The sequence below is a fragment of the Pyrodictium brockii genome (genome assembly GCF_055379715.1).
Window position 1 is genome coordinate 143,670 of sequence record NZ_AP042401.1, and the last position, 12,733, is coordinate 156,402.

Sequence of the window (12,733 nt, forward strand, 5' to 3'; positions counted from 1 at the left end):
CCGGTCCATGAGCGTGGGGGCTAGTGGAGCCTCATCCTGCTCCTAACCCCGTAGAATAGTGTGCGGGGCTCGCTCCTGCCTGTCTCCGCGATGTTCAGGAGCTTCTTGTACATCTCCACCACATCCTTCACGTATATGTCGCGGCCGCCGAGGCCGTGGACGAAGCTCGCCATAGGCTTCGTGATCCCCCTCACGGCGAGCGCCGCCGAGACGTCTAGGAAGAGGGGTCCCTCCACAGCGGCGCCGAATGCGAGGGCGCGGTCGAGCACGCCGACGGCCTTGACGTTCTCAAGCGCCTTGGCCACCTGCTCGGCGGGGAAGGGCCGGTAGACGCGGATCTTCACCATCCCCGCCCTCACGCCCTCCTCGCGCAGCCTGTTGACGGCGGCCTTCACCAGGCTCGCGGTGGCCCCGAGGCTCACTATAGCCACCTCGGCGTCCTCCATCATGTACTCCTCTATGAGGCCGTAGCGGCGGCCGAACCTCTTCTCGAACTCCCTCGCGGCCTCCTCTATCACGCGGGGCGACTCGCGGAGCGCCAGGTCCTGCTGTACCTTGGCCTCGTAGTACCAGTCGGGGCCGCCGACAACGCCGAACGTCATGGGCTTGTCGGGGTCCAGCACCGGCCGGTACCCCCTGGGCCTCTTGGCCGCGTACTTCAGCACCTCCTCCCTGGGTATAGGCTCCAGGGGCTCCACCGTGTGGCTGAGTATGTAGCCGTCGAGCGTCACGGCTACGGGGAGCAGCACGTCCGGGTGCTCGGCTATATAGTAGGCCTGGATCAGGTTGTCGTACACCTCCTGCACGGTCTCGCTAAATATTATTATCCAGCCGGTATCCCTCATTCCCATGACGTCGCTGTAGTCGTTCCATATGTTCAGCGGCGCGCTGAGCGCGCGAGTAGCTATAGCCATGACCACTGGCTGGCGGAGGCCACTGGCTATGTAGAGCATCTCGTGCATGTACTCGAGGCCCTGGCTGCTCGTGGCGGTGAACACCCTGGCGCCGGTGGCGGCTGCGGCGATGACAGCGCTCATAGCGCTGTGCTCGCCCTCGACGGGTATTACCTCGGCGTCGAGCTCCCCGTTGGCAACCATCTCGGTTATCTTCTCGGCTATCTGGGCCTGCGGGGTTATCGGGTATATAGCGGCCACGTCTATATCGACGTCGCGGACAGCGAGAGCGGCGGCGTAGTTACCCTTAGCGGCTATCCTCTGGGCCTGCCGCGCCTCAGCCCGCTCCCGGCTCCTGGCCTCCAGCGCCGCCACTGCCCTCCTCACCTCTCCTCCGGCACCATCTCTATCGCGTTCACGGGGCACTCGAAGGCGCAGATACCGCAGCCCTTGCAGTGCTGGTAGTCAACCTCGAAAGTTATCCTGAACTTCTTGCCCTGCTTGTTGGTGTACTCCTTGTCCAGCTCGAGGATAGCGCTATCCGGGCAGTAGACCCAGCAGAGGCGGCACCGGATACACTTCTCCTGGTTTATCACCGGGCGGAATGTCCTCCAGGAGCTTACGTCAACCTCCTCGGTGCTGCCCGGCCAGGGCACGATAGCCGCTATCGGGAGGTCTTCCATGGTCTCGGGGTACTTTTTACCCAGGTAGCGGTCCATGCTCACAGGCAGACCACCTCCGTCGAGGAGTAGGCCTCCTCCACCGCGCGCAGGTTGGGTTCAATAATCCTGGGCTTATCCTCGAAATACTCCTCTATACTATGCTCGAGCGAGTCGAGCTCCACGACCTTGGAGGCCCGTGCCAGGGCGCCGAGCATCGAGGTATTCACTATCGGCGCCCCCAGGTGCTTGAGAGCTATGCTAGTCGCGTCGACGGTCGCCACGCAGCGGGGCGGGTTCAGTCCATGGCTCCTGATGAACTCGGCGGCCTCCTCGGGGCTCTTCTTAGTATTTATCACCGTTAGCCCGCTCGGCTTAAGCCCCCTCATGTATATGCTGGGCACCAGGCTCGGGTCCAGGACTACAACTATGTCGGGCTCGAGGACCGGCTCCCTCTCGAGGATAACCTTGTCGTCTATCCTGACGAAGGCGAGCACCGGGGCCCCGCGGCGCTCGGCGCCGTACTCGGGGAAGGCCATAGCGTACTTGCCCTCCCGGATCGCGGCGGCGGCGAGCACCTCGGCAGCCGTGACGGCTCCCTGGCCTCCCCGGCCGTGGAACCTGATTTCTACACGCGTCAAGCCTACCACCAGGGCGGTCACACGTGTTCTGGAGAGCCCCAGGCACTACTATACCTTAGGGCTTTGGAGAGGGCTGGAGGAAGCCCCCGGGGCTGCACTGCTACAGTGGTGGGCTAACTAATAACTCCTATCCCTTCCCAGCGCCTGATTGTAGTAGCCAGCTGGCACGATAGTCGAACCACACGGGGGCCGGCGCTGCACAGTAGCCGGGCCCCTCCTAATACCCGGCCGGGGCGCCAGGCCCCCCGGGGTGGCCACGGAGTGGCCGGAGCCCCGCTGGCGGAGGCGCTCCGGAGGGAGCTAGCTCAGGCCCCCAGGCTGGTGGCGGAGCAGGCGTCCTCGACGGAGCCCATACTAGCCGGCGAGGAGTGCATACTAGCAGTGGGGGCCGGCGACAGCTACGCCGCGGCCCTGGCCCTGGAGGCCTGCAGCCGCGGCCGGGCCAGGGCCCTCGACCCCTTCGACGCGGTGACCACCGGCGCCCTGGAGGCCGCGGCCGGGAGGGGCTGCCTCCTCCTGGCGCTGAGCGTCGGGGGCAGGACCCGCAGCGTCCTGGAGGCCGTCGAGGCCTACCGCCGGCTAGGCGGCCGCGTCGTGGCAGTCACGGGGCCCGGCACCCCGCTCGCGAGGCTAGCCGGCAGCGTGGTGCAGCTCACCTATACCGGGCTCGCTGCAGGCGTGGGGGCGGCCCGGCACCTGGCGATGCTCGCAGCCCTGGCGGCCGCCATGGGGGAGAGGGTCTCCTGGCCCGGCCCCGCGGCCGCGGGCTGCGGCGCGCTAATGGCCGGGGTGCACGCGGGCGCGGCGGAGGCCTACAGCAGCGCGCTGTACACCGTGCTCAAGCTCTACGAGGCCTACGCCATGCCCGCCAGGAGCGAGAGGCTTGAGCAGCTGGTCCACGCCCCCGTCTACGCCGCGGATAGCGTGGCCCTCTACCTCTCGAGCACAGCGCCCCGGGGGAGGCAGGAGGAGGTGCTCGAGGCCCTCAGGGAGGCCGGGGTGCCGGTGAGCGCTGTGCCGCCGGGGAGGAGCTGCTGGGAGACGGTGCTCTCCCAGCCGGCCTGGGCCCTGGGCTGCCTGGCGGAGGCGGCGGAGAGGGACGGGGTGAGGGAGCCCAGGTACAAGCTCCACCCGGGCCTCGAGCGCCTCACGAGGCTGATCTACGGGTAGGCCCCCGGGGGCTGCTCGGTGCCTAGCCTGCTCCTCAGCCCCTCCCCGGGGAGGGTCCGCGTGTGGAGGCCCCACAACTCGCCACCGCAGCCCCGGGGGCCTAGAAGCCTGGCCCCGAGGCTGCGTCCACCGTCGGGCCCAGGGGCTGGGGGTTTGACCGCGGCCCCTAGCCGGCCCCGGGGTCATAGAGCCGCCGGGGCCTCGGCGGCCTCGCCCCCGGGTGTCGGCCGAGGAGGCGCCGGGATAAACGCTCCTGGATTAGTGTAGGCTGCCGGGCGGGATAATAATGGCTGCGCGCCGGGCTACGGGTTCCCCGGCTCCGCCGCCGCGCCCCTAGCGGGGAGGGGCTGGCGGGCGCCCAGGAGGCCGTGGACTCATCGGGCCCCTCGCCGGGGCGTCCTTGCCCACGGGGCTCCGGGGGCTGGTAGGGGGTGCGGGGGGCTTGTGCCTAGCCCCGCTTCTGGGGCTTCTCCTGCTCGTAGCCCGCCACGGCTTCCACGAGCCTGTCGATCGCCGCGGCTACCTGCCTGCTCACGTCCACCTCCTCCACGCCCTCCGGGGGCTTCACGGTGTTGCCGGCTAGTATCCTGGATACCCCTGCCTTCCTAAGCTTCTGGAGGGCGTCGCCCGCGAAGAGGCCGTGGGTGCAGGCTGCTATGACCTCCCGGGCTCCCTGCTGGAGGAGGATCTCCGCGGCCCTGGCCATGGTCCCCCCGGTGCTCACTATATCGTCGACTATCACTACCGTGGCGCCCCTGACGTCGAGCGTCTTGGGCCTCATTGTTATCTCCCCGGTTACCCTGTCCCTGCTCTTCTCAAGGTAGTCGAAGGCCGCCCCCAGCCTCTCGGCGAGCCTGCGGGCCCGGTGGAAGGCGCCCCGGTCGGGGGCGATCACGTAGATCTTCTCGGCGGCCTCCGCGGCCCCGCGGAGCCTCTCGGCGAACGCTGGGCTGGGGTCCACGCTGGCCGCGGGGCCCGGGAACCAGTGGAGGCTCTCCGGCTTATGCAGGTCCACGGCCGCGAAGGCCTCGGCGCCGCTGGACGCTAGGAGGCCTAGGGTGACGCGGATGCTCACCGGCTCGCCGCGGATGAAGCGGCGGTCCTGCCGGCTGTAGGGGGTATACCCCATCACCGCGACCACGTGGCTGGCGCCGAGCCCCCGGGAGGCCTCGGCAAGGAGGGCCGCCTCCCAGAGCCTCCTCGTCGGCTCCGGGTAGCCGGTTGAGGCTACCACCGCCACGGCGCCATCGAGGCCGGCGGGTATCCTGACGTAGCTCTCCCCGTCGGGGAACAGCTTGTGCTCGGCGCGGGCCAGCTCCGCGCCCAGGCTCCTGGCGAGCCCCTCAGCGAAGCTCTCGGGGACGCCGGGCGCGGCTACAACGACGTATCGGGCCGCCACGGCCAGCCCCCAGGGGAGGCGCCTCCCCGGGGAGGCCTCGGTATAAAGGCGGGGCCCTCCCCGGCCGCGGCAGGTTATTACCCGGGGGCGTTCCTTCCTTAGTATGCGTGGGTACGTGCCGCAAGGGAGGAGAGCATGGCTGCTCTAGCGAGGATCACGCGGGGTAGGTATGTATAGTAGGTGGGAGGCTCCGCCTCCTCCTCTACATGGCCCTGGCCCTCCTCTTCGCCTACAAGGCTGCCACGGAGATCCAGGGAGACAAGGTCTGGGGCATAATCTACGCGCTGATAAGCCTCGAGTACCTCTTCGAGGCCCCAGTGCACCCGGCCCGGAGGCACTAGCGCTGCTCTGCGGCTGCTTTTTTCAGCCCCTCCAGCCCCGGCTTTACGCGGTGGCCTTCTAGTGGGCTCAAACCCCTACGGGTGGAGCGGCAGGATCCTCTGGGCCGACCTCTCCCGGGGAGAGTTCCGGGAGTGGCGCTACCCGGGCGAGATGGCCCGGCTCTTCATAGGCGGCAGGGGCTTCGCAGCCAAGATCCTCTGGGAATTCCTCGAGCCGGGCGCCGACCCCCTCGGGCCCCGCAACCTCTTCATCGCCGCCGTGGGCCCAATCACGGGGCTCCCCGGGCCCAACACGGGGAAGCTTGTGGTCGCGGCTAAGAGCCCGCTGACCGGCGGCTACGGGGACGGGAACATAGGGTCCTGGGCGGCCGTCCAGCTGAGGGCCGCGGGCTGGGACGCCATAGTGGTTGAGGGCGCGGCGGAGAAGCCCTCGATACTGGTCGTGGAGGATGACAAGGCGTGGCTGGAGCCCGCCGAGGACCTCTGGGGGCTCGACACCTTCCAGGCCTACGACCGGCTCGTGGAGCGCTATGGCAGGGATGCAGGCATACTCCTCATAGGCCCAGCGGGGGAGAACCTGGTACGCTTCGCCACTGTCGTGGCCCAGAAGGGCCGGAGCGGCGGCAGGCCCGGCCTAGGCGCAGTCATGGGCAGCAAGAGGCTGAAGGCTATAGTCGTGCGGGGCAGCAGGCGCCCCGAGGTGTTCGATAGGGACGCACTGATGAAGGCTGCCTCGGAGGCTATAAGGGCCGTCCGGCAGAGCCCCAGCTACGGGTTCTGGATGCGCCAGGGCACCATGGCCACGGTTGAGTGGGCGCAGGAGGCGAGCGTGCTCCCAGCCTACAATTTCAGGGAGGGCGTGTTCGAGGGCTACCGGGGGATAAGCGGCAGCTACATGGAGAAGATAGAGGTGGACCTCCGCAGCTGCCCCCTCTGCGTCATGCCCTGCGGCCACGTGATAGAGGACGAGGAGGGGAGGAGGGTAGAGCTCGACTACGAGAACGTCGCCATGCTGGGCAGCAACCTGGGGATATCCAGGCTGGAGGAGGCGGCGGTCCTCAACAGGCTTGCCGACCTGTACGGGCTCGACACGATAAGCCTCGGCGGCACTCTCGGCTACGCGCTGGAGGCGGCGGAGAGGGGTAAGCTGGAGCTAGACGCAGGCTGGGGCGAGACCAGGAAGATAGCCGGGCTCGTCCAGGACATAGCACTCCGCAGGGGCGTCGGGGACCTCCTGGCCGAGGGGAGCGCGAGGGCCTCCAGGAAGATAGGGGAGACCTGGTACGCCATGCACGTGAAGGGGCTCGAGGTGAGCGCCTACGACTGCCACGCCGCCCCCGGCATGGCGCTGGCCTACGCCACCAGCCCGATAGGAGCCCACCACAAGGACGCCTGGCTGATAGCCTGGGAGGTGCAGCACGGCCGCATGGAGTACAGCAGGGAGAAGGTGAGGAAGCTTATAGAGCTGCAGAGGCTCCGCGGCGGCCTCTTCGAGACCGCCGTGGCCTGCCGGTTCCCCGTCGTGGAGACCGGGATAGACCCCGAGTACTTCATAAGGCTCCTCCGCGCCGCCACCGGGCTAGACATCACGATGGAGTATATGAACGAGGTGGCGGACCGCGTCTACGCGCTGATAAGGATGATATGGGTGAGGGAGCATGGGGGCTGGAGCATAGAGATGGACATGCCGCCGGAGCGCTGGTTCCGCGAGCCCCTCACTAAGGGGCCGCTGAAGGGCGCGAAGCTGGACCGCGACAGGTTCCTGGAGATGCTGAGGATGTACTACGAGGAGAGGGGCTGGGCGCCTAACGGCGTACCCCTCCCGGAGACCCTCCGCCGCCTCGGCCTAGAGGACGCGGTGCCCCTGGCGGAGAAGCACGCCCAGAGGGGCTAGCCCGCATGCCCCGTTTCCCGCCCCGGGCCGGCGTCGGGGTAACACCCATTCCCGGCCCAGCCCTCCCACAGCCAGCCGGGTCAAGGCTTGGCGAGGCTAGTGGAGCTAATGGAGGATGCAGCCGGGCTCCTGGCCAGCCGTGGCCCCGTGGTGGAGGTGGAGGCTGGGAGGATACTAGTGGTCGGCGACACCCACGGCTACCCCGAGGTCTCTGAGTGGGCGCTGCGGCTCGCGGACAAGCACGGGGCGGAGGCGGTCGTCTTCCTGGGGGACTACGTGGACCGCGGCCCCTGGAGCGTGGAGAACCTGGAGCTGCTCCTCGAGAGGATGCTGGCGGAGCCGGGGAGGCTGCTGCTGCTCCGCGGCAACCACGAGTCGCTGGAGATGAACAGGTACTACGGATTCCTTGAAGAGTACTACTCCAAGCTGGGCCCGGGCAGGCTGGCCCCCCTCCGCCGCCTCTACTCCTGCCTCCCCTACGCCGCCAGGTCCCGGGGCGTGCTCCTCCTCCACGGCGGGGTCCCCTGCCGCGAGTGCAGCGGGGGCCCCGAGGAGCCCGTGTCCCTGGAGGAACTGGCTGAGCGTCTCTCGAGGCTCCACTGCCGCCCCGAGCTGGACGAGTGGAGCGACAGCCTCGCCGCCCAGCTGCTCTGGAACGACCCCAGGGGAGACCTGGAGTGGTTCGCGCCGAGCATCCGGGGCCCCGGGGTCTACTACTACGGCCGGCTCGCCTGGACCAGCTTCCTCCGCGCCAATGGGCTGAGCCTCCTTGTCCGGGCCCACGAGGCTGTGGACGCTCACGCTGTGTGGACCCGGGAGGGGAGGCTGCTCAAAGGCGTGGGCCACGGGGAGCGTATGGGGATGAGGGAGCTGGAGGGCTCGGTGGTGACAGTGTTCTCGAGCCTCTACCACGGGGCCGGCGCCGGTGCACTCCTCATAGACCAGGAGGGGGAGTTCCTCGAATTCCTCCGCTACCCGGAGGGCTGAGGGTACCAGCCAGGGGAGCCGTTATCGCCGCGTCACCCGGCCTAGTCTTGTGACGGTGCCTTGTGATGCAGCCTCTCTACGAGGACGCGTGCCGCGGCCTCAGGCTCTGCCCGCGGCCCCTGCCCCCAAGGCTCTGGGGGGCGGAGCCCTCCACCCTCGCCAGGCTCGACCCGGCGCTGGCAGAGGGGCTGGCGGGCCCAGGGGCCGCGGGGGCCGTGGAGAGGCTCCGGGAGCTGCTCGGCGGGCTGCTCGGCAGGGGCTGCGCCTACTGCGGCGCCCCGGCGCTCAGGGTGGCGGGCTACTGGCGCATATGGCTCCTCGACGGCGGGGGCAGGGCCATCCTCGAGGACCTCCTGCCCCTCTGCGGCAACTGCCTCAAGGCCTACCGGGTTGAGAAGGCCCGGCAGAGCGGCGGGCTCGAGAAGGCTGTGGAGAGGCTGGCCGTGGTCAATGGGGTCGCGGTGGAGCATGCGAGGAGGGTTGTGGAGCGCGTGCTGGAGGAGTGGGGGAGGAGTCTCGCCGTCGAGCACTGGCGGGTCGAGCTGCCCGGGCTCCGGCGCCACGGGCTCCAGCGCGGCGAGGCTGAGGCCCTCGAGAGGCTCGCCAACCTGCTCACCAACCTCCCATACCTGGTGGAGAGGAGCCAGCTCCTAGTGGTGAGCGCTAGCGTCGAGGAGCAGAGGACCAGGGCCGCGGAGACGCTGGAGAGGCTCTGCAGCGGCGGCCTCGACCCGGGCCGCGTCGCCGAGGAGGCGCGGGCCCGCGGCCTGGCCCCAGAGGCCCGGAGCCTCGCTGTGCACGCGGCCAGCCTCCGCCTCAGGGCCTGCAGCCTGCCGGTCCACAAGGCGCTGGAGCTGCTTGAGGGCGCCTGGGTGCTAGTGGTGCCCCGCAGCCGCAGGCCGGGGCTCGTGGAGGGGCTGGCCGAGGCCGCTGGGCGGGGGGAGAGGTGGCTGCTGAGGATGGAGACTAGCCTTGAGCCTAGGGACCCCGCCCAGGTAGCGGTCTACACCGCCGACGCCTTCGACGCCGGGGCGGCGGCCGAGGCGGCGAGGGCGGTGGCGGGGCTTCTCGGCGGCCGCGTGGAGATGGTCTACCGTCCCGCCGCCCCCGGCGGCCGTAGGCTCACGGGTCTGATACTCTACCGGTACACCGGCGGCTAGGGCTTGCCGGCGAGGAGCTCCTGGTAGAGGCGCCTCACCCTCTCGTGGTACCAGTGCGCCAGGTTGCTGCGGAGCGCCAGCCTCTTGCCCAGCACCAGTATGCCCTCCTCGGGGCCCAGCGTTATCCCGGCGAGGGGCCTGCAGCTGGTTATGAGCGGATGGTAGGGCTTCTCCCCGGCCCCCTGCATCCTCGCGGCTATATTATTCACCGCCCTCGCCGCGCTCCTCAGAGCCTCCCTGGCCATCTTGAGGGCCACGCACTGGCCCCTCCTGAACTCTGTGGCGTCGCCTGCGGCGTAGACGCGGCCGCCTAGGCCGGGGACGCGGAGGTACTCGTCCACCCGGAGGAACCCTCCCCTCGCCAGGGCCTCCCTGGGCGCCTCTATCCCGGGGCCCCTGAGCCCTGCGGACCAGATAACGACGTCGCCCTCCACCCTGCTCCCGTCCTTCAGCTCGACGCCGCCCTCGTACACCCTGGTCACAGGCTGCCCCATCCTGAACCCGGCGCCCATCTCCTCCAGCAGCCTCCTGGCCAGCCTGGAGGCCTTCTCATTGCCCAGCAGCTGGAGGGGCTCCTGCAGCATATCCACAAGGGTCACGCGCAGCTCCCTCCCCAGCCTCCTGGCGAGCCAGAGCGCCTCCGCCGCCACCTCGACCCCGACGAACCCGGCGCCCACCACTACCATGCTCTGGATTCTCCCCTCCTCTATCATGCCGCCGAGCCTCCAGGCCTCCTCGGCCCCGTAGACGGTGAGGCTGAGCTCCTCGGCCCCGGGGACCCCGTAGAAAGCGGGCCGGGCGCCAGCAGCTATCACCGCGTAGTCGAAGTCGATGGTCTCGCCGTCCTCGAGGCGGATCCTCCCCTCCTCGACAGCCGTGGCCCGCTTGGCCACCAGCGACACGCCGAGCCTACCCGCGTAGGCCTCGACGCTCCACTCCACGTCCTCGGGCCGGTAGCGGCGGCTCACCAGCGCGGGCACCAGGGGCAGGAAGACCATGCTGGGCCTGGAGGTGACCCAGACGCACTCCCCCCTTTCGCAGAGCCCGAGTCCAGTCAGCCTCCTCACCGCCTCGACGCCGGCGAAGCCGCTGCCGACCACGACTATCCTGGCCACCCGGGGGGCACCCCTGGCGGAGCGGCAGAGGCCGCTGCCAAGCCAAAAGAGTGCTACCGTCATCCCGCCGCCCCCAGGGGAGGCGCAGAGGGCAGCGGGCCTTGAGGGGGAGGGGCTACTGGAGGAGCGTGGCCGAAGCGGCCGCGGCGGCCGTCCTATGGGGCAGCATAGGCGTGGCCTACAGGCTAGGCGTCCAGGCAGGCGCCGACGGGGCCTGGCTCATCCTCGGCAGGCCCCTGCTGGCGGCGCTCGCCAGCCCGGTGGCCGCGCTGCTGGGGGCCGGGAGGCCGGGGAAGTGGAGTATAGCGGTGGGGCTCCTCGGGCTCGCGCCGCTCTACGCCACCTACTTCCTCGCCGTCTCCAGGATAGGCGCCGCGCTGGCCAGCATACTACTCTACACGGCTCCCGCCTGGGTGGCGCTCGCCTCGGGGCCCCTGCTCGGGGAACCCCCTGGGGGCCAGGGGCTCGCCTCCATGGCCCTGGGGCTGGCCGGCGCCGTCCTGGCCGTGGGGCCCGGGGGAGGCAGCTTCGACGCCGCCGGGGTGCTGCTGGGCCTCGCCTCCGGGGTCAGCTACGCCGCCTACATCCTCCTCTCCCGCTACGCCCAGCTGCGGGGAGCCGGGGTTGCCGGGGTGGCCGTCCACAGCCTCCCCTTCGCAGCACTCGGCGTCACGGCGGTGGCGAGGCCCCGGGGGCCGCCGGGCCTCGTAGACCTGGCCTACGCCTCCTACCTGGCCTGCGCCGGCACGCTAGTCCCCTACACGCTCAGCAGCCGCGCCCTGCGCAGGCTCGAGGCCCACCGGGTGGCCGTGGTCAGCCTTGTAGAGCCGGTCACTGCTGTTGTGCTAGCCTGGCTCCTCCTGGGCGAGAGGCTCTCCCCGCTCCAGGCCCTGGGCGCCGCCATGGTGCTGGCCTCCTCGTTGCTCGCCACGGGAGGGGTAAGAGCTGGGGGCTAGGAGCCTAGCCCGGGGGGCTCGGGCATTGGGGTTCATCCGCAACCGTGGAGAGCTGGAGAGGAGCGGCCTCCACCGCGACCTCCTGGACGCCCTCGAGGCGGCCCTCGACGCCGTGGAGCCCCGGAGGCTGATGCGCCGGCGGCTCCGCCGCAGCGGCGGCTGCGTCGAGATCCAGGGGGCGGGGAGGCTCTGCCCCCGGGCTGGCGTCTACCTAGCCGGCTTCGGGAAGGCGGCCAGGGGCATGGCCGAGGGCGTGGTTGAGGCGCTGGACGGGCTCGTGGAGGCAGGGGTGGTGGTGGCGCCGCGGGGCCACGGGGGCCGGGTTGGCCCGGTGGAGGTGCTCGAGGGCGACCACCCCGTGCCCGGCGAGGCTACGCTGCGCTCCAGCAGGAGGCTCCTCGAGTTCCTCGCCTCGGTGCCCGGGGACGCGCTCCTCCTGGTGCTGGTCTCGGGCGGGGGCAGCTCCCTCTTCGAGGTCCCCGCCGACGGGGTGAGCCTCGAGGACGAGGCCGTGGTTGTGGAGAGGCTCCTCCGCCGCGGCGCCGACATCTACGAGCTGAACGCGGTGAGGAAGCACCTCTCCGCGGTGAAGGGCGGGCAGCTGCTACGCTATACCAGGGCCGGCAGGGTGGTCTCGCTCATAGTCAGCGACGTGGTCGGGGACAGGCTTGACACGGTGGCCTCGGGGCCCACGGTGCCCGACGAGACCAGCTTCAGCGACGCCTACAGGGTACTCCGCCGCTACGGTGTGTGGGAGGAGGCGCCGGAGGCGGTGAGGAGCTGGATAGAGGCCGGGCTGCGCGGCCTGGCCCCGGAGACGCCTAAGCCCGGTGACCCGCTGTTCGAGAAGGCAACGAGCCTCCTCGTGGCCTCCAACCGCGACGCCCTCCGGGCGGCGGCCGGGCTGCTGAGGGCTAGGGGCTACAACACGGTGATCCTCACCGATAGGCTGAGGGGCGAGGCCAGGGAGGCGGCTAAGCCCCTGGCCGGGGTGGTCGAGTCCACGGCCGCCGGGGGCCCCTCGCCGGCCGCGCCCCCGGCCGCGCTGCTAGCCGGCGGCGAGACAACGGTCACAGTGAGGGGCGGCGGGACTGGAGGCAGGAACCAGGAGCTGTGCCTCTCCCTTGCCATGGAGCTGCACCGGGGGAGGAGCGTAGCCCGCTACGCGGCCGCCTGCATGGGCACCGACGGGGTGGATGGCAACAGCCCCGCCGCGGGCGCGCTGGTGGACGAGGAGACGCTGCCCCGGGCCCTCTCCATGGGCCTGGACCCCTGGAGGGCGCTGGAGGGGAACGACAGCTACGGCTTCTTCAGCCAGTCCGGGGGAGTGATAGACACGGGCGGCTTCACCGGCACCAATGTGAACGATGTCTTCATAGCGCTTGTGCCGCTGCAGCCGCCCTAGCAGCTGCCGTCAGCTGAATCAACACAAGTCTATAGGGGCGATGGGGAGCCGGTTTAAGAAGATATGCCGTAATGCCTCAGCGCCGGTAGGCATTTATACTCGAAATGGTTTCT

At 69.8% G+C, this 12,733-nt stretch carries 12 protein-coding genes; 7 read left to right on the forward strand and 5 right to left on the reverse strand.

Features of this window, described 5'->3' with window-relative positions; genetic code table 11:
- Nucleotides 1-20 precede the first annotated feature (20 nt).
- From ACZ42Y_RS00835 to ACZ42Y_RS00845, 3 genes are read right to left on the reverse strand one after another with little or no spacing between them, the layout of a single operon-like run.
- Nucleotides 21-1,259, reverse strand: coding sequence for a transketolase C-terminal domain-containing protein (locus tag ACZ42Y_RS00835; protein ID WP_058371333.1), 1,239 nt, complete (start codon nucleotides 1,257-1,259; stop codon nucleotides 21-23).
- A 17-nt stretch (nucleotides 1,260-1,276) separates the two neighbouring features.
- On the reverse strand, nucleotides 1,277-1,612 hold the full coding sequence (locus ACZ42Y_RS00840; protein ID WP_058371332.1) for a 4Fe-4S binding protein: 336 nt from the start codon (nucleotides 1,610-1,612) through the stop codon (nucleotides 1,277-1,279).
- Between the two features lie 2 nt (nucleotides 1,613-1,614).
- Nucleotides 1,615-2,193 (reverse strand): 2-oxoacid:acceptor oxidoreductase family protein, encoded by a 579-nt coding sequence (locus ACZ42Y_RS00845; RefSeq protein ID WP_058370225.1) that lies wholly within the window; start codon nucleotides 2,191-2,193, stop codon nucleotides 1,615-1,617.
- 261 nt (nucleotides 2,194-2,454) lie between these two features.
- On the opposite strand from ACZ42Y_RS00845, the gene ACZ42Y_RS00850 reads away from it, so the two are divergent.
- Nucleotides 2,455-3,363: a hypothetical protein gene (locus ACZ42Y_RS00850; protein WP_058370224.1), complete on the forward strand. Its 909-nt coding sequence runs from the start codon at nucleotides 2,455-2,457 to the stop codon at nucleotides 3,361-3,363.
- Between the two features lie 448 nt (nucleotides 3,364-3,811).
- Here ACZ42Y_RS00850 and prs read toward each other — a convergent pair whose 3' ends face one another.
- On the reverse strand, nucleotides 3,812-4,762 hold the full coding sequence (prs, locus tag ACZ42Y_RS00855; protein WP_058370223.1) for a ribose-phosphate diphosphokinase: 951 nt from the start codon (nucleotides 4,760-4,762) through the stop codon (nucleotides 3,812-3,814).
- A 206-nt stretch (nucleotides 4,763-4,968) separates the two neighbouring features.
- On the opposite strand from prs, the gene ACZ42Y_RS00860 reads away from it, so the two are divergent.
- The 4 genes from ACZ42Y_RS00860 to ACZ42Y_RS00875 all read left to right on the forward strand — a co-directional run bounded on the left by ACZ42Y_RS00860 (nucleotide 4,969) and on the right by ACZ42Y_RS00875 (nucleotide 9,144).
- Nucleotides 4,969-5,103, forward strand: coding sequence for a hypothetical protein (locus tag ACZ42Y_RS00860; protein ID WP_269082797.1), 135 nt, complete (start codon nucleotides 4,969-4,971; stop codon nucleotides 5,101-5,103).
- Nucleotides 5,104-5,164: 61 nt separating this feature from the next.
- A complete protein-coding gene (locus ACZ42Y_RS00865; protein WP_058370222.1) occupies nucleotides 5,165-6,997 on the forward strand; it encodes an aldehyde ferredoxin oxidoreductase family protein in 1,833 nt (610 codons plus the stop codon).
- An 87-nt stretch (nucleotides 6,998-7,084) separates the two neighbouring features.
- Nucleotides 7,085-7,984, forward strand: coding sequence for a metallophosphoesterase (locus ACZ42Y_RS00870; protein WP_058370221.1), 900 nt, complete (start codon nucleotides 7,085-7,087; stop codon nucleotides 7,982-7,984).
- 65 nt (nucleotides 7,985-8,049) lie between these two features.
- Nucleotides 8,050-9,144 (forward strand): hypothetical protein, encoded by a 1,095-nt coding sequence (locus tag ACZ42Y_RS00875; RefSeq protein WP_464735522.1) that lies wholly within the window; start codon nucleotides 8,050-8,052, stop codon nucleotides 9,142-9,144.
- On the opposite strand, the gene ACZ42Y_RS00880 is transcribed toward ACZ42Y_RS00875, so the two are convergent.
- A complete protein-coding gene (locus tag ACZ42Y_RS00880) occupies nucleotides 9,141-10,259 on the reverse strand; it encodes an NAD(P)/FAD-dependent oxidoreductase (RefSeq protein ID WP_464735523.1) in 1,119 nt (372 codons plus the stop codon). The genes ACZ42Y_RS00875 and ACZ42Y_RS00880 overlap by 4 nt on opposite strands.
- 101 nt (nucleotides 10,260-10,360) lie before the next feature.
- Between ACZ42Y_RS00880 and ACZ42Y_RS00885 the strand changes: the two genes are divergently transcribed.
- Both ACZ42Y_RS00885 and ACZ42Y_RS00890 read left to right on the forward strand, forming a co-directional pair.
- Nucleotides 10,361-11,215, forward strand: coding sequence for a DMT family transporter (locus ACZ42Y_RS00885; protein WP_058370218.1), 855 nt, complete (start codon nucleotides 10,361-10,363; stop codon nucleotides 11,213-11,215).
- Between the two features lie 25 nt (nucleotides 11,216-11,240).
- On the forward strand, nucleotides 11,241-12,620 hold the full coding sequence (locus ACZ42Y_RS00890; RefSeq protein ID WP_083494421.1) for a glycerate kinase type-2 family protein: 1,380 nt from the start codon (nucleotides 11,241-11,243) through the stop codon (nucleotides 12,618-12,620).
- The last annotated feature ends 113 nt before the right edge of the window (nucleotides 12,621-12,733 follow it).

Coding starts and splice junctions, on each gene's coding strand:
- ACZ42Y_RS00840 (WP_058371332.1), bottom strand. CDS start 1,612: ATGGACCGCTACCTGGGTAAAAAGTACCCCGAGACCATGGAAGACCTC.
- ACZ42Y_RS00860 (WP_269082797.1), top strand. CDS start 4,969: ATGGCCCTGGCCCTCCTCTTCGCCTACAAGGCTGCCACGGAGATCCAG.
- ACZ42Y_RS00875 (WP_464735522.1), top strand. CDS start 8,050: ATGCAGCCTCTCTACGAGGACGCGTGCCGCGGCCTCAGGCTCTGCCCG.